This window comes from Mesorhizobium sp. WSM3873 (assembly GCF_001672445.1).
Lineage (GTDB): Bacteria > Pseudomonadota > Alphaproteobacteria > Rhizobiales > Rhizobiaceae > Mesorhizobium.
This window is the reverse complement of record NZ_LYTM01000012.1, coordinates 76,792-99,128: the sequence shown is the minus strand read 5'-3', so window position 1 is coordinate 99,128 and position 22,337 is coordinate 76,792. Positions and strand designations below refer to the sequence as shown.

General features: G+C 64.1%; 19 protein-coding genes and 1 pseudogene. 17 read left to right on the top strand and 3 right to left on the bottom strand.

What is annotated here, in order from left to right:
* Positions 1-3: 3 nt before the first annotated feature.
* The 6 genes and pseudogenes from A9K71_RS10310 to A9K71_RS10290 all read left to right on the top strand — a co-directional run bounded on the left by A9K71_RS10310 (position 4) and on the right by A9K71_RS10290 (position 8,074).
* A complete protein-coding gene (locus A9K71_RS10310) occupies positions 4-1,149 on the top strand; it encodes a hypothetical protein (protein WP_066994247.1) in 1,146 nt (381 codons plus the stop codon).
* A 24-nt stretch (positions 1,150-1,173) separates the two neighbouring features.
* Positions 1,174-3,084, top strand: a complete 1,911-nt coding sequence (locus tag A9K71_RS10305) for an ATP-binding protein (protein ID WP_066994245.1) — start codon at positions 1,174-1,176, stop codon at positions 3,082-3,084.
* A gap of 102 nt (positions 3,085-3,186) precedes the next feature.
* A pseudogene (locus A9K71_RS30185) lies at positions 3,187-3,351 on the top strand (DUF559 domain-containing protein); the annotation flags it as partial.
* A gap of 218 nt (positions 3,352-3,569) precedes the next feature.
* Positions 3,570-4,877: a DUF6638 family protein gene (locus A9K71_RS10300; RefSeq protein WP_066994241.1), complete on the top strand. Its 1,308-nt coding sequence runs from the start codon at positions 3,570-3,572 to the stop codon at positions 4,875-4,877.
* A 16-nt stretch (positions 4,878-4,893) separates the two neighbouring features.
* Positions 4,894-6,018, top strand: coding sequence for a DUF2333 family protein (locus tag A9K71_RS10295; protein WP_066994238.1), 1,125 nt, complete (start codon positions 4,894-4,896; stop codon positions 6,016-6,018).
* A 376-nt stretch (positions 6,019-6,394) separates the two neighbouring features.
* A complete protein-coding gene (locus A9K71_RS10290) occupies positions 6,395-8,074 on the top strand; it encodes a formate--tetrahydrofolate ligase (RefSeq protein ID WP_066994235.1) in 1,680 nt (559 codons plus the stop codon).
* Positions 8,075-8,248: 174 nt separating this feature from the next.
* Here the strand turns inward: A9K71_RS10290 and A9K71_RS10285 are convergent, their stop codons facing one another.
* Positions 8,249-8,890 carry a cysteine hydrolase family protein gene (locus A9K71_RS10285; RefSeq protein ID WP_066994232.1) on the bottom strand — a complete coding sequence of 214 codons (642 nt, stop codon included), beginning with the start codon at positions 8,888-8,890 and terminating at the stop codon, positions 8,249-8,251.
* A gap of 128 nt (positions 8,891-9,018) precedes the next feature.
* Here A9K71_RS10285 and A9K71_RS10280 point away from each other — a divergent pair, with 128 nt between their 5' ends.
* A complete protein-coding gene (locus A9K71_RS10280; RefSeq protein WP_066994880.1) occupies positions 9,019-10,002 on the top strand; it encodes a helix-turn-helix domain-containing protein in 984 nt (327 codons plus the stop codon).
* Here the strand turns inward: A9K71_RS10280 and A9K71_RS10275 are convergent.
* Positions 9,989-10,546, bottom strand: coding sequence for a sugar O-acetyltransferase (locus A9K71_RS10275; protein WP_066994230.1), 558 nt, complete (start codon positions 10,544-10,546; stop codon positions 9,989-9,991). The genes A9K71_RS10280 and A9K71_RS10275 overlap by 14 nt on opposite strands.
* A 133-nt stretch (positions 10,547-10,679) precedes the next feature.
* Between A9K71_RS10275 and A9K71_RS10270 the strand changes: the two genes are divergently transcribed.
* The 5 genes from A9K71_RS10270 to A9K71_RS10250 all read left to right on the top strand — a co-directional run bounded on the left by A9K71_RS10270 (position 10,680) and on the right by A9K71_RS10250 (position 17,101).
* Positions 10,680-11,141 (top strand): DUF4126 family protein, encoded by a 462-nt coding sequence (locus tag A9K71_RS10270; RefSeq protein ID WP_066994877.1) that lies wholly within the window; start codon positions 10,680-10,682, stop codon positions 11,139-11,141.
* Positions 11,138-12,514, top strand: coding sequence for an FAD-containing oxidoreductase (locus A9K71_RS10265; RefSeq protein ID WP_066994227.1), 1,377 nt, complete (start codon positions 11,138-11,140; stop codon positions 12,512-12,514). Before A9K71_RS10270 ends, A9K71_RS10265 begins: the two co-directional genes overlap by 4 nt.
* 153 nt (positions 12,515-12,667) lie before the next feature.
* Positions 12,668-13,723: a succinylglutamate desuccinylase/aspartoacylase family protein gene (locus A9K71_RS10260; RefSeq protein WP_066994224.1), complete on the top strand. Its 1,056-nt coding sequence runs from the start codon at positions 12,668-12,670 to the stop codon at positions 13,721-13,723.
* A 235-nt stretch (positions 13,724-13,958) separates the two neighbouring features.
* A complete protein-coding gene (locus A9K71_RS10255; RefSeq protein WP_066994221.1) occupies positions 13,959-16,148 on the top strand; it encodes an anthranilate synthase in 2,190 nt (729 codons plus the stop codon).
* 5 nt (positions 16,149-16,153) lie between these two features.
* Positions 16,154-17,101 carry a cation diffusion facilitator family transporter gene (locus tag A9K71_RS10250; protein ID WP_066994218.1) on the top strand — a complete coding sequence of 316 codons (948 nt, stop codon included), beginning with the start codon at positions 16,154-16,156 and terminating at the stop codon, positions 17,099-17,101.
* Between the two features lie 262 nt (positions 17,102-17,363).
* Here A9K71_RS10250 and A9K71_RS10245 read toward each other — a convergent pair whose 3' ends face one another.
* Complete coding sequence (locus tag A9K71_RS10245; RefSeq protein ID WP_066994215.1) at positions 17,364-18,446, bottom strand: hypothetical protein; 1,083 nt, start codon at positions 18,444-18,446, stop codon at positions 17,364-17,366.
* Positions 18,447-18,553: 107 nt separating this feature from the next.
* Between A9K71_RS10245 and A9K71_RS10240 the strand changes: the two genes are divergently transcribed.
* The 5 genes from A9K71_RS10240 (at position 18,554) to A9K71_RS10220 (ending at position 22,207) form a co-directional block, all read left to right on the top strand.
* Positions 18,554-18,988: a DsrE family protein gene (locus A9K71_RS10240; protein WP_066994212.1), complete on the top strand. Its 435-nt coding sequence runs from the start codon at positions 18,554-18,556 to the stop codon at positions 18,986-18,988.
* Between the two features lie 83 nt (positions 18,989-19,071).
* The gene (locus A9K71_RS10235) at positions 19,072-19,857 is read left to right on the top strand and encodes an SDR family oxidoreductase (RefSeq protein ID WP_082980440.1); all 786 of its coding nucleotides are present in this window, start codon (positions 19,072-19,074) and stop codon (positions 19,855-19,857) included.
* 52 nt (positions 19,858-19,909) lie between these two features.
* On the top strand, positions 19,910-20,221 hold the full coding sequence (locus A9K71_RS10230) for a putative quinol monooxygenase (protein WP_066994206.1): 312 nt from the start codon (positions 19,910-19,912) through the stop codon (positions 20,219-20,221).
* A 76-nt stretch (positions 20,222-20,297) separates the two neighbouring features.
* The gene (locus A9K71_RS10225; protein WP_066994203.1) at positions 20,298-21,401 is read left to right on the top strand and encodes an AbrB family transcriptional regulator; all 1,104 of its coding nucleotides are present in this window, start codon (positions 20,298-20,300) and stop codon (positions 21,399-21,401) included.
* A 53-nt stretch (positions 21,402-21,454) separates the two neighbouring features.
* Complete coding sequence (locus A9K71_RS10220) at positions 21,455-22,207, top strand: SDR family NAD(P)-dependent oxidoreductase (RefSeq protein ID WP_066994875.1); 753 nt, start codon at positions 21,455-21,457, stop codon at positions 22,205-22,207.
* Positions 22,208-22,337 lie beyond the last annotated feature (130 nt).

The window sequence follows — 22,337 nt, the reverse complement described above, 5'->3', positions numbered from 1 at the left end:
GCCATGACCCCCGAAAATGAAGCGGCGGCGCGCTACTTCTTCGCCATCACCGCGGCGCTGAGCGGGCTGGAAGTGTTCATGCGCGACGACCGCTCGCCGCTCTACCGGCACGGCATCGTCGCCAAGATCGTCGCCCAATATATCGCCCGGCTGGAGAACTCATTCGACTGCTGGCGCAACCGGCTGGGCTTCATGGATACGTTCCGCATTTCGCGCGCCGACAGCGGCTATCCGGTGTTCCAGAATCTGCTCGAATTGGAGAACGACCGCCGACAGGCAGATAGCCGGTTGGCCAACATTCCGCAGGCCGGCGAGTTGCGCGAGGAGATGGCCGACTTCATCCTGCGCCACAAGGAATTTCCTGTGGCGCTGCAAAGGTCGATGGCCGAGCGGCTCTATCTGGAGGGTGTCAAGAGCGAGACCACCTTCGGTCCGTTCACCCTGGCGCAGACGGCCAAAGTCTCGGTCAATCCCAAGACCATGCGGCCTTACTACCTCGTCCACTGGGCCTCGTTCGACGGCAGCGCCAACCTGCCGCTGATCTATATGGTGACGGTCGAGGACTCCTCCGAGAGCATGGTGCGACAGCTCGTCGACGCGAACGGCAAGCTGAACGAGAAGATCGACATTCCGCTTCCTGTCGATGGCCTGCTCAACCCCGAGCTTGCCCACCGCTTCGACGATTTCACCGAGAAGAATTCCGCCTACACGCTGTCGCCGGCGACCATCGCGGTCAATCTCGACAAGGATTTCGAGCCGCTGCACCCGAAGCAGTTGCGGCGCGTCGTGCTCGGCCCGTTCTATTCGGCCGGGATCACCGAGAACAATTCGACCGTGACCGAGGTTCTGGCCAAGGTGCGCAAGCCGGAGAACGCCTGGCTGCTCACCTGGACCATCCAGGAAGTCTTTTCCAAGTCCGAGAAGCCCGGCCGCAAGGGGCTGTTCTCCAGCGAAAAGACGACGCAGGAATTCTTCATCAACACCGACGACCTCGAAGCCGCGCGCCAAGGCGTCTCCAGCTATGAAAACCACGCGCTGATCCCGCACGAGGCCTATCAGGCGCTCTATGCCGCGGGCGAAGCGCAGAAGATCTTTTCCGGCTACAAGGTCCACATCCTGTCCAAAGGGCAGGTCATCAGCGATGTGTGACCGTCGAACCGCGGAGCATCCGTAATGGACACCGGGCTGACCACGATCTCGGAATCGACAATCGAAAAGCATCGCGCCACCGCGCAGAGCTTCATCACCCGCATCGTCGTGCTGGAGGATCCATCGCGCGAGTCCGGCACCGCGCTCGCCGGCACCAACCGGCGCTTCGTCTCGACCGTCTCGGCCGGTTCGGTGCGCCGCACGCGCGAGGTCGAACTGTCGAAAACGGTCGCCGCAATCCATCCCGACGACCAGCTGATGAGCATCCCGCAGCACATGCTTCTCTATCGCGCCCGCCGCGGCCTGGCGATCGCGCTGGCCATATCGGATGTCTTTGCCGAGGGATCCGATCTCGAAAGCCTGCAGGCCAAGAACGCGCGTACCCCGCTCGAAGGCGACGAGGCGGCGACATTCAAGAAGCTGCTGTCGGCCTCCGCCTATGTTTCGGCTTTCAGCTTCGCCTCCTACCTGTTCCAGCTGATCGACAGCGACGGCGAGGCGCCGAACGACAGTCCCGAACCCGACTTCCTGTTCGACACGCCACAGGACGCGGTGAAGTCGATCGTGGCCGGCCTCGACAAGGCGATTGCCGGCTCCAAGGACGATGCCGATCTGATGACCAGGGCGCGCGCATTCGCCCGCGTCGCCATCGACGGGCTGCTCGCGCGCAAGGGGCGCTTCGACGGCATCGGTCCGTTCGAGAACGCGCATATCCGCATCGATGCCGACGACTTCACCCTCGACGGTTTCGACGTCGCGCCCGGCAAGCGCTTGAAGCCGCTGGTGATGACCTTCAAGAAGCCGGAAGAGGTCGTCGGCAATCACATTGCCAAATACCAGTCGGTCAAGCTTGCCAAGATGCTGATGGCCTATGATTTCGAACGCGAGCTGAACCCCTTCGTCGAGCTCGGCGGCTTTCTGTTCACCTTCATCGGCGACGGCGCGCCAGGCACCGGCAAGACGACGCTGATCCAGATGATCGCCGGCCTCGTCAACAACTATTGTCAGGTCGCCGGCTATCCCTTCGTCTACGAGAATTTCGGGGTCGACCAGATTTCTTCCTACCAGGGCAAGTCCGGCCAGAACTGCCGGCAGTTCATCAACAATGTGCTCAGTCCGCGGGCCATCGGTTTCGGCACCATCGACGACATCGACCAGGTTGCGGCGCGCCGCTCCGATGACCGCGCATCCGCCGGCCAGCAGGAGATCACGGGCGTCCTCATGGACGCATTCGCCGGCGCTTCCACCGTGGTGCGCGGCAACTGCTCCTTCGGCATGTTTTCCAACTACCCCGAAAATGTCGACGATGCGCTGCGCCAGCGCGCCGGCGCCCGCTGGCTGGTCGACGGCCCGCAGAGCCGCGACGACTACATCGACATCTTCGTGCTGCTCGCCGGCAAGAACCACAAGATCCCGCTGGGCAAGCACGAGCTCTATGCCGCGCAGGAAATCCAGCGCGCGGTGACTGCGGCTTATGAGGAGCACGAGAAGCCGCAGGAAGATGGGCTGATGAAGGTCTATGAGCGCTACATGAAGGAAAACGGCGCGCCGAAGACGATGGCCGATATCGGCACCTACCTGCACATGATCAAGGATGCCGAACCGCGCTTCACCGGCCGCGCCATCAAGAACGTCACCGACGCCATCAAGATGCGCGCCATGGACATCGAGCTGCCGGACGACTGGTTCGAGAAGCCGGAAGCCTTCATGCACAAGAGCTACGACGACAAGAAGGCGATGATCGAGGAGTTGCGCGGGCCGTTCTCGATGGAGATGGTCATGCAGGAGATCAACCGCTACGCCGATTCCGAATTCCGCTACTCCGACAAGTCCGACGACGCGGCGGTCGAGAAGCTTTTGCGCGACGCGCGTCTGCGCGAACGCGCCGTGCGCGAGATGGAGGAGTTGAAGAAAAGGGGGCTTTGGAATGCGTAGGCTTCCTTCGCTGCCCGCAAGTGCGGAAGGATGTGGTGCCAACGTCGGCGCCTCCCTCTCCCCGTCCTTCACGGGGAGAGGGTAAGGGTGAGGGGCAGCGCCGTGCGTGGACCAGAAGTCGCTACAACGAAACGGGCAAGACGCCTCCGGCAGTCGGATAACGACGCGGAAACAGCTCTTTGGATGGAACTGCGCGACAGACGATTGAACGGCCATAAGTTTGTGCGGCAGTTTCTGATAGGCAATTATTTCGCTGATTTTGCCTGCGGTGCTCGAAACCATACTTGCTGCGATCGAATGCCGTCTCGATCGTCTGATCGAGACGCACGAGCTTCGATTTATTGCTGCCAGCGGCTACGGGGAGACAAATCTTTGATCGTTGGCGCCGCCCCTCACCCTTACCCTCTCCCCGTCAAGAACGGGGAGAGGGGGGCGTCGGCGTCGCCGCTTCGCCTTTCGAGGCTACATCCGTCGGACCTTTGCCAATGACCCGTCCCGCCAAAAAGCCCGACCTTCTGCGCGACAACGAGCTGATCTATGGCAGGCTGCTCGTCGTCGATGAGCCGCATCTCATCCAGCGCTACAACAAGGCTCTCGTCGCCTTCGGCCTCGAGCCGACCAAGCTGACGAGCTTCCAGATCGACCGCACCGGTTTCTCGCCCGAGGTGGCCGAGGAATGCGGCGATTACGGCTATCTCGATCCCAACGAGGTCAACCGCCGCTTCATCATCCTGACCCCGTCGCAGATCGATTTGCCGGTCGTGCACACCGCCTTCTCCAACACCTCGCAGCTGATGTTCGAGTTCATGTCCAAGAACCAGCGTGCCATCGACGCGCTGACCATCAAGGACGTCATCTACGGCGAGATCGAGGACTCCGTCCCCAAGGTCGACGACATCGAGGACCTGCTGTCGATCAATCAGGTCGAGTTCAAGGTTTTGTCGGCCGAGGACGTGCTCGGCAAGGCGGCCGAGCTCGGCAAGCTGGTCGACCGGCTGAAGCAGGAGCCCGACGCCTGGCGCGACAACGCCATGCTCGAGCGCATGGTCGGCCTCGCCAAGGTCTGCGGCGACATCCGCGAGAACGCGCTGGTGCCCGATCAGGTGATCTTCCGCCACAACGCCTACTGGACCAGCCATTTCGGCGGGCTCTACGTCTTCGTCGACCCCGACATGACGACGGTGATCAGCGATCCGGCTGCGCCCGGCTTCCGCCGCTCGCGGCCCTGGCAGGTGAGCTATCTGTCGATCAACGACGCCGACAGGGTGTTCCGCTTCCTCGCCGCCACCGGCCGTCTTGACCTGCCGCGCGCTTCCTGGATCGAGACCTCGGGCTATCTGGAGCACCGCGCCGAGATGGTGGTCCGGGCGCTGATCCGCGATGCTGAGCCCAACCGCAACCTGACGGACGTCGACAAGGTCTGGCTGCAGACCTGGATCCACGGCCATGCCGACCTGATTGCCAGCGACGGCAATTTCCCCTTCCTCAACGCCGCCAAGCGCGAGATCGCCCAGTTCGGCCACCTGAAGCTTGAAGATGTGCCGCCGCGCCAGCGCTTCCTGGTTGTGCGCGCCAAGCCCGATCATCCCGATGCTTGGCTCACCAATCAGTTGATCTCGGATTTCGTGCCGCAGGACTTCGTCTCGCGCTACGTCTTCAATAAACCGGGCTTCTACAAGGACTTCGACGGCTTCAGCGATGCATGGCGATCGCATGTTGTGGACGTTCTGAAAACCACATATTTGAAGGACAAGGCTGCATTCCGCGCGCGCCTTTACGGCTTGACGGACTGAGGGGGTGACGAGAGCCATGCTTGATCCGATCGTGAATTTCTTCACCCGGATTTTCCAGTGGATCGGCCGCGGCATAGGCGTCGTCGTTGGCATTATTCTCTGGCCGTTCATATGGGCCGGCCGCTGGTACGGCCAGCGCGGCTGGATCCTGAAGGCGGTGGTCGGCCTCGCCTTGCTGGTTTTGATCGGCCTTTACGCCAACTTCTTCTACGCCACCCAGTGGTGGAACAATTTCGACCCGAACTATCCCGACAAATACACCTTCGAGAAGCGCAGCGTCTCGGCCGGCGAGCAGGTCTCCGCCGGCGCTGGCACCGACACCGCCAAGACCTGCGGCAACTCAGGGATAGCCCAGGTGGCTGCCGATCTGACAGACTTCAACGTCAACCAGAATGCCTGGGTCTCCTCGATGATCCTTTACAAGCTCGGCTTGCTCGGCATCGACTGGGACCATACGCCGTGGATGGACAACAAGGCCTCTTTTCAGCGCGGCATCAACCAGGCGGTCCGGCGCACCGCCACCGAGCTTGCCGACAATCTCGGCCGCGTGCGCACCACCTCGCAGATCGACGCCGACCTGCAGGATGCACGCGGCAATCTGCAATTCGACGAAGAGACCTGGTATTTCGGCCTCAACCCGTTCGGCCCCAAGACGCCGACGCCGAGCTACTACCGCGACGCGGTGCGCAAGCTGCGCTCCTTCAACGCTCGCCTTGCCAGCTGTCAGGCGACGTTCGATGCCCGCGCCGACAATCTGAAGCAATATATCGACCGCATCGCCAGCGACATCGGCTCGACCTCCGCGATCTTGAAGGAGCGCGCCGAGAACCATAATGACGGCTGGTTCGACTTCCGCGCCGACGACCGCTTCTGGTTCGCCTATGGCCAGCTCTACGCCTATTACGGCCTGATGAAAGCGGCGCAGGCCGACTTCGAGGACGTGATCAAGGAAAAGCACCTGCAGAATTTGTGGGACACCATGGACGCGCAATTCGTCTCGGCACTGCGCATCCAGCCCTTCATCATCGCCAACGGCCGCGAGGACGGCTGGCTGTTGCCGACGCATCTGACGACCATGGGCTTCTATATCCTGCGCGTGCGCTCCAACATGGTCGAGATCAGCAACGTGCTCAGCCAATAGCGCTGCCGCCACAGCAGGAGGGTGGCGGATTTGCGCCGTCGCGTCTGTCGCATTCCGCGCATTGCGCGGCTGTTTTGAGACGGCGGAACGATCCCTGCTCTGGCTTCTATACGCTCGCAACGACCGGGCGCCAAAGACCCTTGGAAGGTCGGCCGGGAACGCAGTAATTTCTTCACAGGAAACATAGTTGCATGAAAGTTGACGCCGTGACAGCGACAGGGTTAGAACATGCCCTTGCGTCCGGGCGGAAACGCAGAACCGCCCTGTTTCCTCGTTTTAACGCAATTCCGGACGGCAGACCGGCTCACACTTTTCCTGGAATTGCTGTAGTGATCGAACCCCTCCCCTCCACCGCCCAATCCAGAGGAAAGCCGTCATGGCCGAAGTGAAGTCCGACATCGAGATCGCGCGCGCCGCCAGGAAGAAACCGATCCAGGAGATCGGCGCCAAGATCGGCATCCCTTACGAGCACCTGCTGCCCTATGGCCACGACAAGGCGAAGGTCTCGGCCGAATTCATCAAATCGGTGCGGGGCAACAAGGACGGCAAGCTGATCCTCGTCACCGCCATCAACCCGACGCCTGCCGGCGAAGGCAAGACGACCACCACGGTCGGCCTCGGCGACGGCCTGAACCGCGTCGGCAAGAAGGCGATCGTGTGCATCCGCGAAGCCTCGCTCGGCCCGAACTTCGGCATGAAGGGTGGCGCCGCCGGCGGCGGCCTGGCCCAGGTGGTGCCGATGGACGATATGAACCTCCACTTCACCGGCGACTTCCACGCGATCACCACGGCCCACAACCTGCTTTCGGCGCTGATCGACAACCACATCTACTGGGGCAACGAGCTCGGCATCGATACCCGCCGTGTCGCCTGGCGCCGCGTCATGGACATGAACGACCGGGCGCTGCGCGAGATCATCTGTTCGCTGGGCGGCGTCGCCAACGGCTTCCCTCGCGAGGCCGGCTTCGACATCACCGTCGCTTCGGAAGTCATGGCGATCCTGTGCCTTGCCACCGACCTCAAGGATCTTGAGAAGCGCCTCGGCGACATCATCGTCGCCTACCGCCGCGACAAGTCGCCGGTCTATGCCCGCGACCTCAAGGCCGACGGCGCCATGGCCGTGCTTTTGAAGGACGCCATCCAGCCCAACCTGGTGCAGACGCTGGAGAACAACCCGGCCTTCGTGCATGGCGGCCCGTTCGCCAACATCGCGCATGGCTGCAACTCGGTCGTCGCCACCACGACGGCGCTGAAGCTTGCCGACTACGTCGTGACCGAAGCCGGCTTCGGCGCCGACCTGGGAGCCGAAAAATTCTTCGACATCAAGTGCCGCAAGGCCGGGCTCCAGCCGGCGGCCGCCGTGATCGTCGCCACCGTGCGCGCCATGAAGATGAATGGCGGCATCAAGAAGGAAGATCTCGGCAAGGAAAACATCGAAGCGGTCAAGAAGGGCTGCCTCAACCTCGGCCGTCACATCGAGAACGTGAAGCAGTTCGGCGTGCCGGCGGTGGTGGCGATCAACCACTTCACCACCGACACCGACGCCGAGATCCAGGCGATGAAGGACTTCGTCAAGGCGCAGGGCGCCGAGGCGATCCTGTGCAAGCACTGGGCTCAAGGCTCGGCCGGCATCGAGGACCTGGCGAAGAAGGTCGTCGAGATCGCCGAATCCGGCGCTTCGCAGTTCTCGCCGCTTTACCCGGACGAGATGCCGCTGTTCGAGAAGGTCAACACCATCGTCAAGCGCATCTATCGCGGCGACGAGGCGATCGCCGACAAGTCGATCCGCGACCAGTTGCATGCGTGGGAACAGGCAGGCTACGGCAATCTGCCGGTCTGCATGGCCAAGACCCAGTACTCCTTCTCGACCGACCCGAATCTGCGCGGCGCGCCGACCGGCCATACCGTGCCGGTGCGCGAGGTCAGGCTCTCGGCCGGCGCCGGCTTCGTCGTCATCATCTGCGGCGAGATCATGACCATGCCCGGCCTGCCCAAGTCGCCCTCCTCGGAGAAGATCTTCCTCAATGAGCAGGGCCAGATCGAGGGCCTGTTCTAGGCAGCGTTGGGAGCTGAAACGACCAAGGGCGCCGCACTGCTGCGGCGCCCTTTTTCTTTCGGAGTTGGTGCGGCTAGAGCAGTTCCAGGAAAAGTGTGAGCGGTTTTCCGTCCGGAATTGCGTCAAAAACAAAAAGCCAGAGCATTTCGCCGTTTCCGTGAAACAGTGAATGCTTTAGGCAGCGTTCCGCTTCAGCGCCCGCTGGTTCGACGCATAGATCGTGTCGCGCTCCGGCAGGGCGCCGGTCTTCAGGCAATCGATCCATTCGGCGGTCTTGAGCACCGCGGCGAAGCGCGACTGCAGCACCACGCTCACCACGCGATGGATGTCTTCGGCAGACGCGTAGCCGGCGCTGTTGGCGTAGGGAACCGAGCCGCTGGCATCCGAGAGGAACTCGACGGCAAAGCCCATATGCACCGCATGGATGATGGTCGACAGGTCGCAATTATGCGTCATGTAGCCGACGACCGCGATCGTATCGATGTGGTTGGCGCGTAGCCAGTTCTCGAGGTCGGTGCCTGTGAAGGCGGAGGGCAGCGTCTTCTCGACATAGTGGTCGCGGGCGCGCCCGGCGATCTCGGGATGCAGTTCGCCGCCATGGCTGCCCTTGGCGAAGATCGGCGAAGTCTCCGGCGCCATCTGCTTCACGACAACGACCTTGATGCCGGCAGCAGTGGCGGCGTCCATGGCGCGCGCCACGTTGGCGACGCTGTCCGCGAAGGGCGGATGCTGGATGGCGAGATTGCCGCCATTGTAGTCGTTCTGGACATCGACGACGACGAGTGCGCGGCGTGGCTGGGTGGCTGGTGCTGACATGGCGGTTCCTTTCGAGCGGGTTGATAGGTGGCGAAGCTAGGCCGAACATCTATTCCCAGAATAGTGGCCCAATTGACGTTATTCGAAAAAATTGGGACACTCCTTGCCGTAACCTGGTGATGTCTGCCATGCGCAATCCGATTGTCGCCGTCGTCGCCTTCGACGGCATCAGCCCGTTCCACCTTTCCGTGCCTTGCCTGGTCTTCGGCGCGGATCGCACCAAGCTCGGCCTGCCGCGCTTCGATTTCCGCGTCTGCGCGGCGGAGCAAGGACTTATCCATACCGATGCTGGTTTGAGCATTTCGGTCCCGCACGATCTTTCGGCGCTCGACCAGGCCGACATCGTCATCATCCCAAGCTGGAAAGATCTCGATGCTCCTCTGGCCGCGCCGCTCAAGCATGCGCTCGAACGGGCACATAAGCGCGGCGCGCTGATCGTCGGCCTCTGCCTCGGCACCTTCGCCATCGCCGCCGCCGGACTGCTGGCGGGACGCAAGGCCACCACGCATTGGGCCTATACCGACCAGTTGCAGACGCTGCACCCCGACATCGCCGTCGACGCCGATGTGCTCTATGTCGATGAAGGCGACATCGTCACCTCGGCCGGCGTCGCCGCCGGGCTGGACTGCTGCCTGCACATTGTGCGCGCCCGCTACGGCGCCGAGGCCTCGCTTCGGCTCGCCCGCCACGTCGTGCTGTCGCCGCACCGGCAGGGCGGACAGGCTCAGTTCATCGAGCGCCCGCTTGCACCGACGCCGAACGCCGACCGGTTCACAAAGGCACTTGACGGGGTGCGGGCAACGCTTGGCGAAGCTCACACCCTGGACAGCGTCGCCGAATCAGCTGGCCTCACCCGCCGCACCTTCACGCGTCGCTTCCAGAAGACGACCGGCACCAGCTTCGGTAACTGGCTGGCCGAACAGCGCGTGGCGCTGGCGCAGAGGCTGCTGGAACAGACCGACAAGTCGATGGACATGGTGGCCTTCGAGGCCGGCTTCGGCAGCGCCACGTCGCTGCGCCAGCATTTCGCGGCGCGGCTCAGAACCTCCCCGATGCAGTACCGGCGCGAATTCTCGAAGGGCGGCGCACAGGTCGCCATCAGCAGCGTGTAACCACCCGCGCCGGGTTGCCGACCACGGTCGCATTGGCAGGCACGTCGCGCGTCACCACCGCGCCGGCGCCGACGATGGCGCCTTCGCCGATGCTGACGCCGGCGAGGATCACCGCGCTGCCGCCGATCCACGCGTTGTCGCCGATCGTCACCGATTTGGCGATCTCCAATCCGGCCAGCCGCCCGGCGGCCTCGCGGTGATGCTCGGCGCAATAGATCTGCACATTGGGGCCAAGCAGCGTCCTCCTGCCGATCTTCACCGGAGCGGTATCGAGAATGGTGCAACCGGCGTTCAGGAAGGCGCCCTCGCCGAGGAACAGGTTGAAGCCGTAAGCGCAGTGGAACGGCGCCTCGATGCGCGCGCCCTCGCCTAGGCCGCCGAGCAGCGCTTGCAGGGCCGCGCCGATGTCGCCGCGCTGCCGGGGCGGCATGCTGTTGTGCTCGAACACTGCGTCGCGGGCGGCCACCCGCATCGCCTCCAGCTCCGGGTCGATGCAGCTGTACCATTCACCCGCCGCCATCTTCATGCGCTCGCTTGTCGTCATGGCTGCTCCTCCATTCCCGTCCCGCTGCCAAAGCACAATCCGCCCGACCGGAAAAGCCCATGGCCAAACGCCAGGCCTATGCTAGCTTGCCATCCGCGGAACCGTGCGGGGCTCCGAATTTGAGGGGGTGATGATGCTCTACATTCTGGCATTGCTGATTGGCGTCGTCGCCGGCCTTCGCGCCATGACCGCGCCGGCCGCCGTCGCCTGGGGTTCGTATCTCGGCTGGATCCCGGTCGCCGGCACCTGGGCAAGCTTCATGGGCCACTGGATCGCGGTCGGCATCTTCACCGTCCTGGCGATCGTCGAGCTCGTCACCGACCAGTTGCCGGCGACGCCGAGCCGCAAGGTGCCGCAGCAGTTTGGCGCGCGCATCGTCACGGGCGCCTTCTGCGGCGCAGTGATCGGCGCCACGGCCGGCGCCACCATCGGCGGCCTCATCGCCGGCGCGATCGGCGCGGTGATGGGCACGCTGGGCGGCGCGGAAGCACGCGCCAGGATGGCTGCCGCCTTCGGCAAGGATCCGCCCGCCGCCTTCATCGAGGACGCGGTGGCGATCATCGGGGGCCTGCTGATCGTGGCGGCGGTCGCATGAGCGCGAAAAACTTCGACGCCATCGTCATCGGCGCCGGCCAGGCCGGCCCTTCGCTCGCCGGCCGGCTCGACGCCGCCGGCATGAGCGTTGCCCTGATCGAGCGCAAGCTTATTGGCGGAACCTGTGTCAACACCGGCTGCATGCCGACCAAGGCGATGGTGGCGAGCGCCTACGCCGCGCATCTTGCCCGCCGCGCCGCCGACTATGGCGTCGCGCTCTCCGGTCCGGTCGGGGTCGACTATCAACGAATCAAGGCACGCAAGGACAAGGTGACCAATGACGCCCGCGGCAATCTCGAAAGCTGGATCGCGGGGATGAAGGGCTGCACGCTTTATCGCGGCCATGCCAGATTCGAATCCGCTAATACAATGCGCGTCGGCGACGACCTGCTGACCGCGCCAAAAATCTTCCTCAACACCGGCGGCCGCGCCTCCGTGCCGGACCTGCCCGGCGTCAACGACGTCCCCTATCTCACCAACTCCTCGATGATGGATCTCGATGTGCTGCCCAGCCATCTGGTCGTCGTCGGCGGCAGCTATATCTCGCTCGAATTCGCCCAGATGTTCCGCCGTTTCGGCTCCGAGGTCACGGTGATCGAGAAAGCGCCGCGGCTGACGGGCCGTGAGGACGAAGACGTCTCGGCCGCGATCCAGTCCATCCTCGAAAACGAAGGCGTCACCGTCCATGTCGGCGCGGAGGACATCGGCTTTGCCAGGCAGGGCAACGGTATCGCCGTGACCTTCTCTGCCGGCAAGCCGCCGGCGGTCGGCTCGCATGTGCTGCTGGCACTCGGCCGCGTCCCCAACACCGACGACCTCGGCCTCGACAAGGCCGGCGTCGAGGTCGACAAGCGCGGCTACATCGTCGTCGACGACCAGTTGCGCACCAATGTGCCCGGCATTTGGGCCATGGGCGACTGCAACGGCAAGGGCGCCTTCACCCACACCTCCTACAACGACTACGAGATCGTCGCCGCCAATCTGCTCGACAACGATCCGCGCAAGGTCAGCGACCGCATCGAGGCCTATGCGCTCTACATCGATCCGCCGCTCGGCCGCTGCGGCATGACCGAGACCGCTGTCAAGAAATCCGGCCGCCGCGCGCTTGTCGGCCAGCGGCCGATGACCCGTGTCGGCCGCGCCGTCGAAAAGGGCGAGACGCAAGGCTTCATGAAGATCCTGGCCGACGCCGACACCGGCGAGATCCTCGGCTGTTCGGTGCTCGGACCGGGCGGCGACGAGGCGATCCACTCTGTGCTCGACCTGATGTATGCCAAGGCGCCGATCTCGACGCTGGCGCGCGCCATGCACATCCACCCCAACGTCTCGGAGCTTCTGCCGACCATCGCCCAGGACTTGAAGCCGCTGGCGTAACGGCAGATCGCCGCTCCACGTCGGGGCTTCTCGATCTTGGCAAACAGTGCTCAAGGCGTCCGACGGTCGGCTTGCGCCTATCGCGCGGGCGGACTGGACCACTGACACCCTGGCCGTAACCATGCATGTCTGGCCACCCACCGGAGGAACCCCATGCAAAAGACCATCGAGCGCATCGCAGGCGACAGCGAAGGCGTTGCTTATGAGTTCCCAGTTTTCCGCTTCGAGGGCACGGACAAGTCGGCGCCCTCGGTCTATCTGCAGGCGGCGCTTCATGCCGGAGAATTGCCGGGTGTCGTCGCCATCGACGCGCTGATGCCGATGCTTGCCAAGGCGGAAGCGGAAGGCCGCATTAGAGGCGCCATCACGTTGGTGCCCTGGGCCAATCCAATCGGTCGGGCGCAATACCATTTCGGCGAGCACCAGGGCCGCTTCAATCTCGGCACCCGCACCAACTTCAACCGTGCCTTCCCGCTGCTTGCCGCGCCGGACGCCAGGCTTTTAGCGGATGTCAACCTCGGCGGCGCCGACCGCCGGCTGAAGAAGCGGCTCGTCGAACTCTCGCTCGGCAACGACATCGTGCTCGATCTCCACTGCGACGATGAAGGCCTTGCCTATCTCTACATTCACACCAGCCTGTGGCCGCATATGGCCGACTGCGCGGCTGCGATGGGCATCGATGCCGTCTTGCTGTGGAGCGAGGACAGTAGCGGCACCTTCGAGGGCGCCTCGATTATGCCCTATCAAAACGTGCCTGCGAGCGTCGCGCGCTTCGACCGGCGCGTCGTCACCACGGTCGAATATCGCGGCATGCTGGATGTCGACAGCGGCTTGGCCGCCTCCGATGCCGGCGGCCTCTACCGCTTGCTGGTGACGCGCGGCGTCATTCAGGACCCTTCCGTCCCGAAGGCGAGCAGCTTCTCCGGCGCCGTCGTACCGCTGGAAAACATCGAGATGATGCCTTCGCCCAAGGCCGGCGCCATCCTTTATGACGTCAAGCCCGGCGACCGCGTCAACAAGGGCGACCGGCTGGCGACGATCGTCCATGCGCCCGGCGAAGCCGGCGGCCACACCGAGGTGTTCGCGCCCCAGTCGGGTTTCATCCTGACCCGTCGTTCGCGCCGCATCATCCGCGCCGGCGAGGATCTTTTGAAGCTTGCCGGCGACGAGAGGAGCGCCGACGCGCGCTCCGGCACCCTGGAGGACTGACGGGCCGGCTTTACCGTTCGCGTGAAATCCAGTTGCGCGGGCCGTCATTCGCCGCTATGGGAGTCGCCATGAACATGCGTTCGAACAAGACCGTTTGGTGGTGGGCTCGCTGACAGCGGCCGGTTCGAACGCGCATGCGTGAAAATGAGGGTGGCCGCAGCGGAATGTCCGGGCGGCCATTTGTTTTTTCAAGCCATTCCCGGGTCCGTTGCCCAAAACGCTGGTGGAGACGGCAATGACGACTACAGTTCTGGACAACGGGGCGGAGCGCTTCGTCACCGCGGGCGGGGTGACGATCACCCGCGAACGCCATGACCAGCCCTATGAAGGCGCGATCGACGCCTATGTCGACGGCCTGAATTCCCGCCGCGGCGCGGTGTTCTCCTCGAACTACGAATATCCGGGCCGTTACACGCGCTGGGACACGGCCATCATCGATCCGCCGCTGGTGATCTCGGCGCGCGGCCGCGCCATGCGCATCGAGGCGCTCAACCAGCGCGGCGAAGTGCTGCTGCCGGTGATCGGCAAGGCGCTTGGCGAGCTGAGCGAGGTGGCGATTGCCGAGAGCTCGAGAAAGCTGATCCGCCTCGATGTCGCCAAGCCCGGCCGCGTCTTCACCGAGGAGGAGCGCAGCCGCGTGCCGTCCGTCTTCACGGTGCTGCGCGCCATCACGGCTTTGTTCAAGACCGCCGAGGACGCCAATCTCGGCCTTTACGGCGCCTTCGGCTACGATCTCGCCTTCCAGTTCGACCCGGTCGACTACAAGCTCGAGCGTAAGCAGAGCCAGCGCGACCTGGTGCTGTTCCTGCCCGACGAGATCCTCGTCGTCGACCACTATTCGACCAAGGCCTGGACCGACCGCTACGACTATTCCGGCGAAGGGTTTTCCACGGAAGGCTTGGTGCGCGATGCTCATGTCGAGCCGTTCAGGACCGCCGACCGTATCCCGCCGCGCGGCGATCACGAACCCGGCGAATATGCCAATTTGGTGCGCCGGGCGATGGAGAGCTTCAAGCGCGGCGACCTGTTCGAGGTTGTGCCTGGACAGATGTTCTACGAGCGCTGCGAGACCCAGCCCTCCGAGATTTCCCGCAAGCTGAAGTCGATCAACCCCTCACCTTATTCCTTCTTCATCAATCTCGGCGAAAACGAGTACCTGATCGGCGCCTCGCCGGAGATGTTCGTGCGCGTCAACGGCCGTCGGGTCGAGACCTGCCCGATCTCCGGCACCATCAAGCGCGGCGACGACGCCATCTCCGACAGCGAGCAGATCCTCAAGCTGCTCAACTCCAAGAAGGACGAGTCCGAGCTCACCATGTGCTCGGACGTCGACCGCAACGACAAGTCGCGCGTCTGCGAGCCGGGCTCGGTGCGCGTCATCGGCCGCCGCCAGATCGAGATGTATTCGCGCCTGATCCACACCGTCGATCACATCGAGGGACGGCTGCGCGAAGGCATGGACGCCTTCGACGCCTTCCTGTCGCACGCCTGGGCGGTCACCGTCACCGGCGCGCCGAAGCTGTGGGCCATGCGCTTCATCGAGCAGAACGAAAAGAGCCCGCGCGCCTGGTATGGCGGGGCGATCGGCATGGTCAATTTCAACGGCGACATGAACACCGGGCTGACGCTGCGCACCATCCGCATCAAGGACGGTATCGCCGAAGTGCGCGCCGGCGCCACATTGCTTTTCGACAGCGTTCCTGAGGAAGAAGAAGCCGAAACCGAACTGAAGGCATCCGCCATGCTCTCCGCCATACGCGACGCCAAGACCGGCAACGCCGCAGGCACCGAACGCACCACCGCGCGCGTCGGCGACGGCGTCAACATCCTGCTCGTCGACCACGAGGACTCCTTCGTCCACACGCTGGCCAACTACTTCCGCCAGACCGGCGCCACTGTTTCCACCGTGCGCACGCCGGTGCCGGAAGAGGTGTTCGAGCGGCTGAAGCCCGATCTCGTCGTGCTCTCCCCCGGCCCGGGTACGCCGAAGGATTTCGATTGCGCCGCGACCATCAGACGAGCGCGCGCCCGCGACCTGCCGGTCTTCGGCGTCTGTCTCGGCCTGCAGGCGCTGGCCGAAGCCTATGGCGGCGAGTTGCGGCAGTTGCACATTCCGATGCACGGCAAGCCCTCGCGCATCCGTGTCTCGAAGCCGGGCATCATCTTCTCGGGGCTGCCCAAGGAAGTGACCGTCGGCCGCTATCATTCGATCTTCGCCGATCCGGTGCGCCTGCCCGAAGGTTTCGTGGTGACGGCCGAGACCGAGGACGGCGTCATCATGGCCTTCGAGCACCGCAAGGAGCCGATCGCCGCCGTTCAGTTCCACCCGGAATCGATCATGACGCTCGGCCACAATGCCGGCATGCGCATCATCGAGAACATCGTTGCGCATCTGCCGCGCAAGGCCAAGGAAAAGGCTGCCTAGCAACGATGGCCGCGGTGGAAGACACGGCGACGGCGGCCGCAAGAGCCGCCGCGAAGCGCAAGATCGCCAGCCTCGCTTTCTGGTCGATCGTCATCGCCTTCCTGGTGATGGGGCTGAAATTCGTTGCCTGGCAGATGACCGGCTCCGTAGCCCTCTATTCCGATGCTTTGGAATCCATCGTCAACGTCATCACTGCGGCAGCCGCTCTCTGGGCGATCCGCATCAGCCATAAGCCGGCCGATAGCGACCATCCCTTCGGCCATCACAAGGCCGAGTATTTTTCTGCTGTGCTCGAGGGTGTTCTGATCGTCGTTGCGGCGCTGCTGATCATCGCCAAGGTGTGGCAATCGCTGCAGAGCCCCGCATCGCTCGAACAGCCCTGGCAGGGCTTGGCGATCAATGCCGGCGCGGCGCTCGTCAATGCCGTCTGGGCATTCGTGCTGATCCGCAATGGCCGCACCGAACGGTCGCCCGCCCTGGTCGCGGACGGCCAGCACATCATGACCGACGTGCTTACCTCGGTGGGCGTCATCGTGGGCCTCGTCGCCGCGGTGATGACTGGATGGCATATCCTCGACCCACTGCTTGCGCTCCTTGTTGCACTGAACATTCTCTATCAGGGCTGGAAGCTTACCGGAGAGTCGCTGAGCGGATTGATGGATCGTGCCGTCGACACCCAGGAGCACATGCAGATCCGCGATATCATCTCGGCCAATTCGAAGGGTGCGCTGGAGGTGCATGACCTGAAAACCCGCATCGCCGGACGAGCGACCTTCATCGAGTTCCACCTCGTCGTCGACGCCGACATGACGGTCGGCGCCAGCCATGTCATTTGCGACCGCATCGAGGACGCGCTGAAGGCCGAGATCCCTTCGGTGCGCGTCACCATCCATGTCGAGCCGGACGACGAGGCGAAGCTGCCGAAAGGCACGGCGGCAGTGCCTTTCGCCTGAAGCGATTTCCAGGCACGCCTTGGAAAATTGGCCGGGCCTCCGCGGTGTCGTCATCCCTGGGCGAAGCAGGAGCGAAGCTCCGTCGCGGAGACCCTGGGACCCATGTCGTGACCTTGGCCGAAGCATGCAGCGGAGCAGAATTCTGCACCGTTTCAACGCCTTAGCATAACGGCTGCATCCTATGGCTGCGCCGCGTCGCTTCGCTCCTTGCTCCGCCATAGGATGACGAAGCGCCACACTTTAGAGTGACGAAGTGGCACACTCACGGCGTGCAGGCCGACAGCGGCATCGGATTGAGCCTATACACCTTGTCGTCGGACTTGGTCTTGCCGCCCGCCATCTTCGAGCAGAGGTCGATGATGGCGAGCGCATTGTTGGGGTTGGCCAGTAGCATCGTACCGCTGGCGCCGCGCTTGAGAAATATCTCCTTCTGCGAGATGTCGCAGGCAAAGTCGCTCATCTTGGAGCTGGCCGAGCAGCGCCACTGATCGGCCTCGCCCTGGCAGGAATAGGTCTGCGTAACCTTGGCCTCTTTCTGCCTGGTCGTCACCGAGATGGCGATGTCGGCGCCGTCTGGCCAGTTGGCGGCATCGCCACCGGCGGCGAAAGAAGCGAGCTCGATCGGCCCCCGGAAGACGCGGATCGACTGCGTCATCTGGTCCGGATGGGATTTCAGATGCGCGTCGTCATAGTCGCGGCCGTAGCAGAAGGGCTGGTCCGGCTTCAGCCGCTCGCGCAGCGGGGCCCCGATCGCCGGGTCGATCGGATCGATGCGCGCGAACTCCGCCTTGCAGGTGTCGGCCGGCATCGGATCGAGACGGAAATTATCGTCTTCGCTGCCCAGCGCCTGCTCGTTGTATTTCGCCTTGCCGAGATCCTCCTCCGCGCCGGCGTCGAGATAGACGTCACGCTGCACGTTGGAGAGGATCAGCCGGCCCTTGTCGTCGACTTTCAGCGAGGCGAGCGTGCGGTCGCATTCCATGCCGCAGCGAATGCCGCTCGCCTTGTCGCTCGGATCCTCCTTGTTGCACCAGCCAGCCGCCCATTCCGGCTTCTTGGCGCCGCGCACCGTGGTGGTGAGAAAGCCGTTATAGGCAGCGTCGGACATCGAGCTCGGCTCCTCGTTCGGCCGGCTGACCGGATCGTGGCCATGGTAGAAGAAGATGCGCGCCACCTTCTGGTGCGGATGCGCCTTGAGATGGGCGGCATCATAGACCCGGCCGAAGCAGACGTCGGCGCCGTTCGGGCTGAGTTCGGTCAGCTTGGGGGCATCATCTGCGAGCGCCGCGCCGGCAAAGAACAGCGCGGCACCCAGCACCGCACCTGCCACCATCCTCGACGTCATGTGATCCTCTCCTCGCACCGACAGGACGTGATTGCGATTCATGCTAGTCTAGGCACGAAGGCTGGGCCACGCAAACTTGCGAGGGCCGCCGGATCGAGGAGGATGCGATGCTGCGCCGTGACGTTTTCCGCGCCGGTCTTGCCGGAGTGGGCGGTTTTTTCGGTCTGCGACAGGCGAGCGCCGCCGCCGCCGAAGACAGGCTGAAGGTCGCCTACCATCTCAGCGACGCCGACAAGGTCAACTTCGTCCTCGGCAACATCAAGAACCACTATGAGGGCACCGGCGGCAATGTCGAGGTCGTGCTGGTCGTGCACGGGCCGGCGCTTGCGGCCTTCAAGGCAAAGAGCGCTTCCGGAGCGACCTCCAGCCGCTTTGCCGGCCTCGTCCAGCAGGGACTTGTTCCGCAGGCCTGCGGCAACACAATGCATGGCATGGACATCGCACTGACCGACCTGCTTGCCGGCTTCCAGGTCGCGGAGAAAGGCGGGGTGGTCAAGCTCGCGGAGCTGCAGCGCCAGGGCTATGTCTATCTGCGGCCCTGAATTCGCGCCCTGATCTTGCCTTGACTTGAACACCTGGCCGGGAAGCGTCTACCAATTGCCAGCGCAATCCTGGAGATATCGACGTGCCAACTGACCCGACCACGCTTGTCATTCCCGATCTTGCCGGCAAGGCGGTGCTGGTCACCGGCGCGTCGACCGGGATAGGAGCAGCCCTCGCCCTCGCCTATGCCCGGCAGAAATGCCGCGTTGCGCTGCATTACAATTCAAGCCGGGAAGCCGCCGAAGAGGTCGCCAAAACCATCCGCGACGACGGCGGCGAGGTGTTCTTGACGCAGGGCGATTTTTCGGTTCCCGCCGACGTCGAGCGTGTGGTCGAGGAGAGCGCTGAACATTTCGGCCGGCTCGACGGGCTGGTCAACAATGCCGGCGGCATGCTCGGCCGCGTTGCCTATGCCGACCAGACCGAGGCGCATTACGATGCGGTGATGGATCTCAACGCGCGCTCGGTGCTGACGGCCTCGCGCAGAGCGATCCCATGGCTGAAGCGCCAGGGCGGCTTCATCATCAACACCACCTCGATCGCCGCCCGCAACGGCGCCGGCGGCGGCGCCGGCCTCTATGGCTCGTCCAAGGCCTTCGTCTCCAACGTGACGCGCGGCATGGCCAAGGAGTTGATCGGCTTCGGCATCCGCGTCAACGCCGTGGCGCCCGGCACCATCCTGACCCCGTTCCACGAGCGCTATTCCACCGCCGAGCAGATGAAGGGCATGGTCGCCACCATTCCGCAGGGTCGCGCCGGAACGGCCGAAGATTGCGTCGGCGCTTACCTGTTCCTGTCTTCCGACCGCTTGAGCGGCTACATCATCGGCCAGGTGATCGAGGTCAATGGTGGCCAGTTGATGCCGTGAGCTGGCGATTGCATACTCAGCTCAGCGTGCAACCTGGAGGGAGAGGAAGGGAATGTTCGGACTGATCGGCAAGATGCGGGCGGCACGCGGCCAGCGCGATGCAGTCATGGACGTGCTGCGTGAGACGACCGGTGCCCTGCCCGGCTGCCTGAGCTACATCATCGCCACCGATCCGGCCGATGCCGACGCGATCTGGGTCACCGAAGTGTGGACCGATCAGGCAAGCCATAAGGCGTCCCTGCAATTGCCTGAAGTCCAGGCGGCAATCGCCAAGGCGCGTCCTTTCATCGCCGGCTTCGAATTCCAGGTCGAGACCCATCCTGTCGGCGGCTTCGGCCTTCCGGCCTCCGAGAAGGGCAGCTGAGCACGAGACCGGCGCGAACGGCACTTCCGCGGGAAAATGGGTTCGCATTTGTCCGTGTCCGGGCTAAGAGCCGGATATGGACTCTTCATCAGAAGGACCGTCACTGGAGCAACCGTCTGTTCAACGCATGACGCGATTGCGCCCGCTGCAGCAGTGGCTGGCGCTGGTGGTGCTCTCGCTGCTCTTTGCCGGCGCGCTGGAATTGGCCGCCTTGCCTGCGGCGCTGCTGATCGGCCCGATGCTTGCCGCGATCCTGGCCGGCACCAACGGCGCCACGGTGCGCGTACCCCGCGCGCTGTTCGGTTCCGCTCAGGCCGTGGTCGGCTGCCTGGTGGCGAATTCGATCTCGGTCGACATATTTCCGGTCTTCTACGCCGAATGGGCGCTCTTCTTCGGGACGGTGGTGGCGACGCTCACCGCCTCCAGCCTGCTAGGCTGGCTGATCAGTCGCTGGCGCATCCTGCCAGGCACCACGGCGGTCTGGGGTTCCTCGCCGGGCGCCGCCACCGCCATGGTGCTGATGGCCGGCGCCTTCGGTGCCGACCAGCGCCTCGTCGCCTTCATGCAATATCTGCGCGTCATCTTCGTTTCGGTGACGGCGGCGCTCGTCGCCAAGATGTGGGTCGACACGTCGGGCGTCGAAGTGCCGCCCATCATCTGGTTTCCGCCGATCGATCCATTGGCCTTTGGCGCCACCCTTGGCATCGCGGTCGTCGGCGGCCTGCTCGGCAAGCTGCTCAGACTGCCCTCGCCCTTCTTCCTTGGCACCTTCATCTTTGGCGCGGTAATCCATCTCGGCTTCAGCGTGCCGATGCAATTGCCGCCCTGGCTGCTGGCCGTCAGCTACGCCATTGTCGGCTGGTCGATCGGGCTGAACTTCACCCGGCCGATCCTGCGCCACGCGGCACGCGCCCTGCCGCAGATCATCGCCTCGATCGTAGCGCTGATCGCCTTCTGCGGCGGCATGGCTTTCGTCATCAGCCGCGTGCTCGGCATCGATCCGCTGACCGCCTATCTGGCGACCAGCCCCGGCGGCATGGACAGCGTCGCCATCATCGCCGCCGCCGCGCAGAACGTCGACATCTCCTTCGTCATGGCGCTGCAATCGGCCCGTTTCCTCGTCGTGCTGCTTGTTGGGCCAAGCGTCGCCAAGCTTGTGGCGCGAAACGTCAGGGACTGATCCGCGCTAACCAAGTGCATGGAGAAGCAGAGGAATTGGCCATGAACCGTCGTTTGAATGCTGTCGATCTCTCTGGCCGCGTCGGGGTCGTGACGGGCGGCGCGCAAGGCATCGGCCTTGCGGTCGCCCGACGCCTGCTGTCGTCGGGCGCAAGCGTCGCCATCTGGGACATCGACCAGGCCGCGATGGCGAGCGCTGTGGCCGAGCTTGCTCCCTTGGGCCGGGTCGAAGCCTTGCTTTGCGACCAGTCGCAGATCGAGGCCGTCGACCGCGCCGCCATCGAGACCGAGCAGGCGCTCGGGCCTGTCGATCTCCTTGTCAACAATGCCGGCATTGCCGGGCCAGCCGCGACCGTGGTGGACTATGACCCCGCCGCCTGGCGGCAGATCATCGAAATCGACCTCAACGGCGTCTTTTACTGCTGCCGACGCCTAGTGCCCGGCATGATCGCGCGCAACTACGGCCGCATCGTCAATGTCGCTTCGGTGGCCGGCAAGGAAGGCAATCCCAACGCCGCCGCTTATTCGGCCGCCAAAGCCGGCGTGCTTGCGCTGACCAAGTCGCTCGGCAAGGAACTCGCCGGCCGCGACATCGCCGTCAACGCGCTGACCCCCTCGCCCGCCCGCACCCGCATCCTCGAACAGCTCACCGAGGCCCAGGTGACCTATATGCTCAGCAAGGTGCCGCGCGGTCGATTCGTCGAGGTGGAGGAGGCTGCGGCTATGGTCGCCTTCATGCTGTCGGACGAGAATTCCTTCACCACTGGCGCCACCTTCGATCTGTCCGGCGGGCGCGCGACCTACTGAGCGAGGATCGCGACAGCGCGCCCACGCCGCCATTCCACATGACCCGAGGTGGCGGCCAACCCCGCGACGCGCATCAAAAGGGATTGCAGGCCCATACTGTCGGATTGGTTCCAGCGCGCGATCTCTTACG

Coding starts and splice junctions, on each gene's coding strand:
- A9K71_RS10225 (WP_066994203.1), top strand. CDS start 20,298: ATGGACTCTTCATCAGAAGGACCGTCACTGGAGCAACCGTCTGTTCAA.
- A9K71_RS10270 (WP_066994877.1), top strand. CDS start 10,680: ATGCTCTACATTCTGGCATTGCTGATTGGCGTCGTCGCCGGCCTTCGC.
- A9K71_RS10240 (WP_066994212.1), top strand. CDS start 18,554: ATGCTGCGCCGTGACGTTTTCCGCGCCGGTCTTGCCGGAGTGGGCGGT.
- A9K71_RS10305 (WP_066994245.1), top strand. CDS start 1,174: ATGGACACCGGGCTGACCACGATCTCGGAATCGACAATCGAAAAGCAT.
- A9K71_RS10300 (WP_066994241.1), top strand. CDS start 3,570: ATGACCCGTCCCGCCAAAAAGCCCGACCTTCTGCGCGACAACGAGCTG.
- A9K71_RS10255 (WP_066994221.1), top strand. CDS start 13,959: ATGACGACTACAGTTCTGGACAACGGGGCGGAGCGCTTCGTCACCGCG.
- A9K71_RS10310 (WP_066994247.1), top strand. CDS start 4: ATGACCCCCGAAAATGAAGCGGCGGCGCGCTACTTCTTCGCCATCACC.
- A9K71_RS10285 (WP_066994232.1), bottom strand. CDS start 8,890: ATGTCAGCACCAGCCACCCAGCCACGCCGCGCACTCGTCGTCGTCGAT.
- A9K71_RS10265 (WP_066994227.1), top strand. CDS start 11,138: ATGAGCGCGAAAAACTTCGACGCCATCGTCATCGGCGCCGGCCAGGCC.
- A9K71_RS10275 (WP_066994230.1), bottom strand. CDS start 10,546: ATGACGACAAGCGAGCGCATGAAGATGGCGGCGGGTGAATGGTACAGC.
- A9K71_RS10290 (WP_066994235.1), top strand. CDS start 6,395: ATGGCCGAAGTGAAGTCCGACATCGAGATCGCGCGCGCCGCCAGGAAG.
- A9K71_RS10260 (WP_066994224.1), top strand. CDS start 12,668: ATGCAAAAGACCATCGAGCGCATCGCAGGCGACAGCGAAGGCGTTGCT.
- A9K71_RS10245 (WP_066994215.1), bottom strand. CDS start 18,446: ATGACGTCGAGGATGGTGGCAGGTGCGGTGCTGGGTGCCGCGCTGTTC.
- A9K71_RS10280 (WP_066994880.1), top strand. CDS start 9,019: ATGCGCAATCCGATTGTCGCCGTCGTCGCCTTCGACGGCATCAGCCCG.
- A9K71_RS10250 (WP_066994218.1), top strand. CDS start 16,154: ATGGCCGCGGTGGAAGACACGGCGACGGCGGCCGCAAGAGCCGCCGCG.
- A9K71_RS10295 (WP_066994238.1), top strand. CDS start 4,894: ATGCTTGATCCGATCGTGAATTTCTTCACCCGGATTTTCCAGTGGATC.
- A9K71_RS10230 (WP_066994206.1), top strand. CDS start 19,910: ATGTTCGGACTGATCGGCAAGATGCGGGCGGCACGCGGCCAGCGCGAT.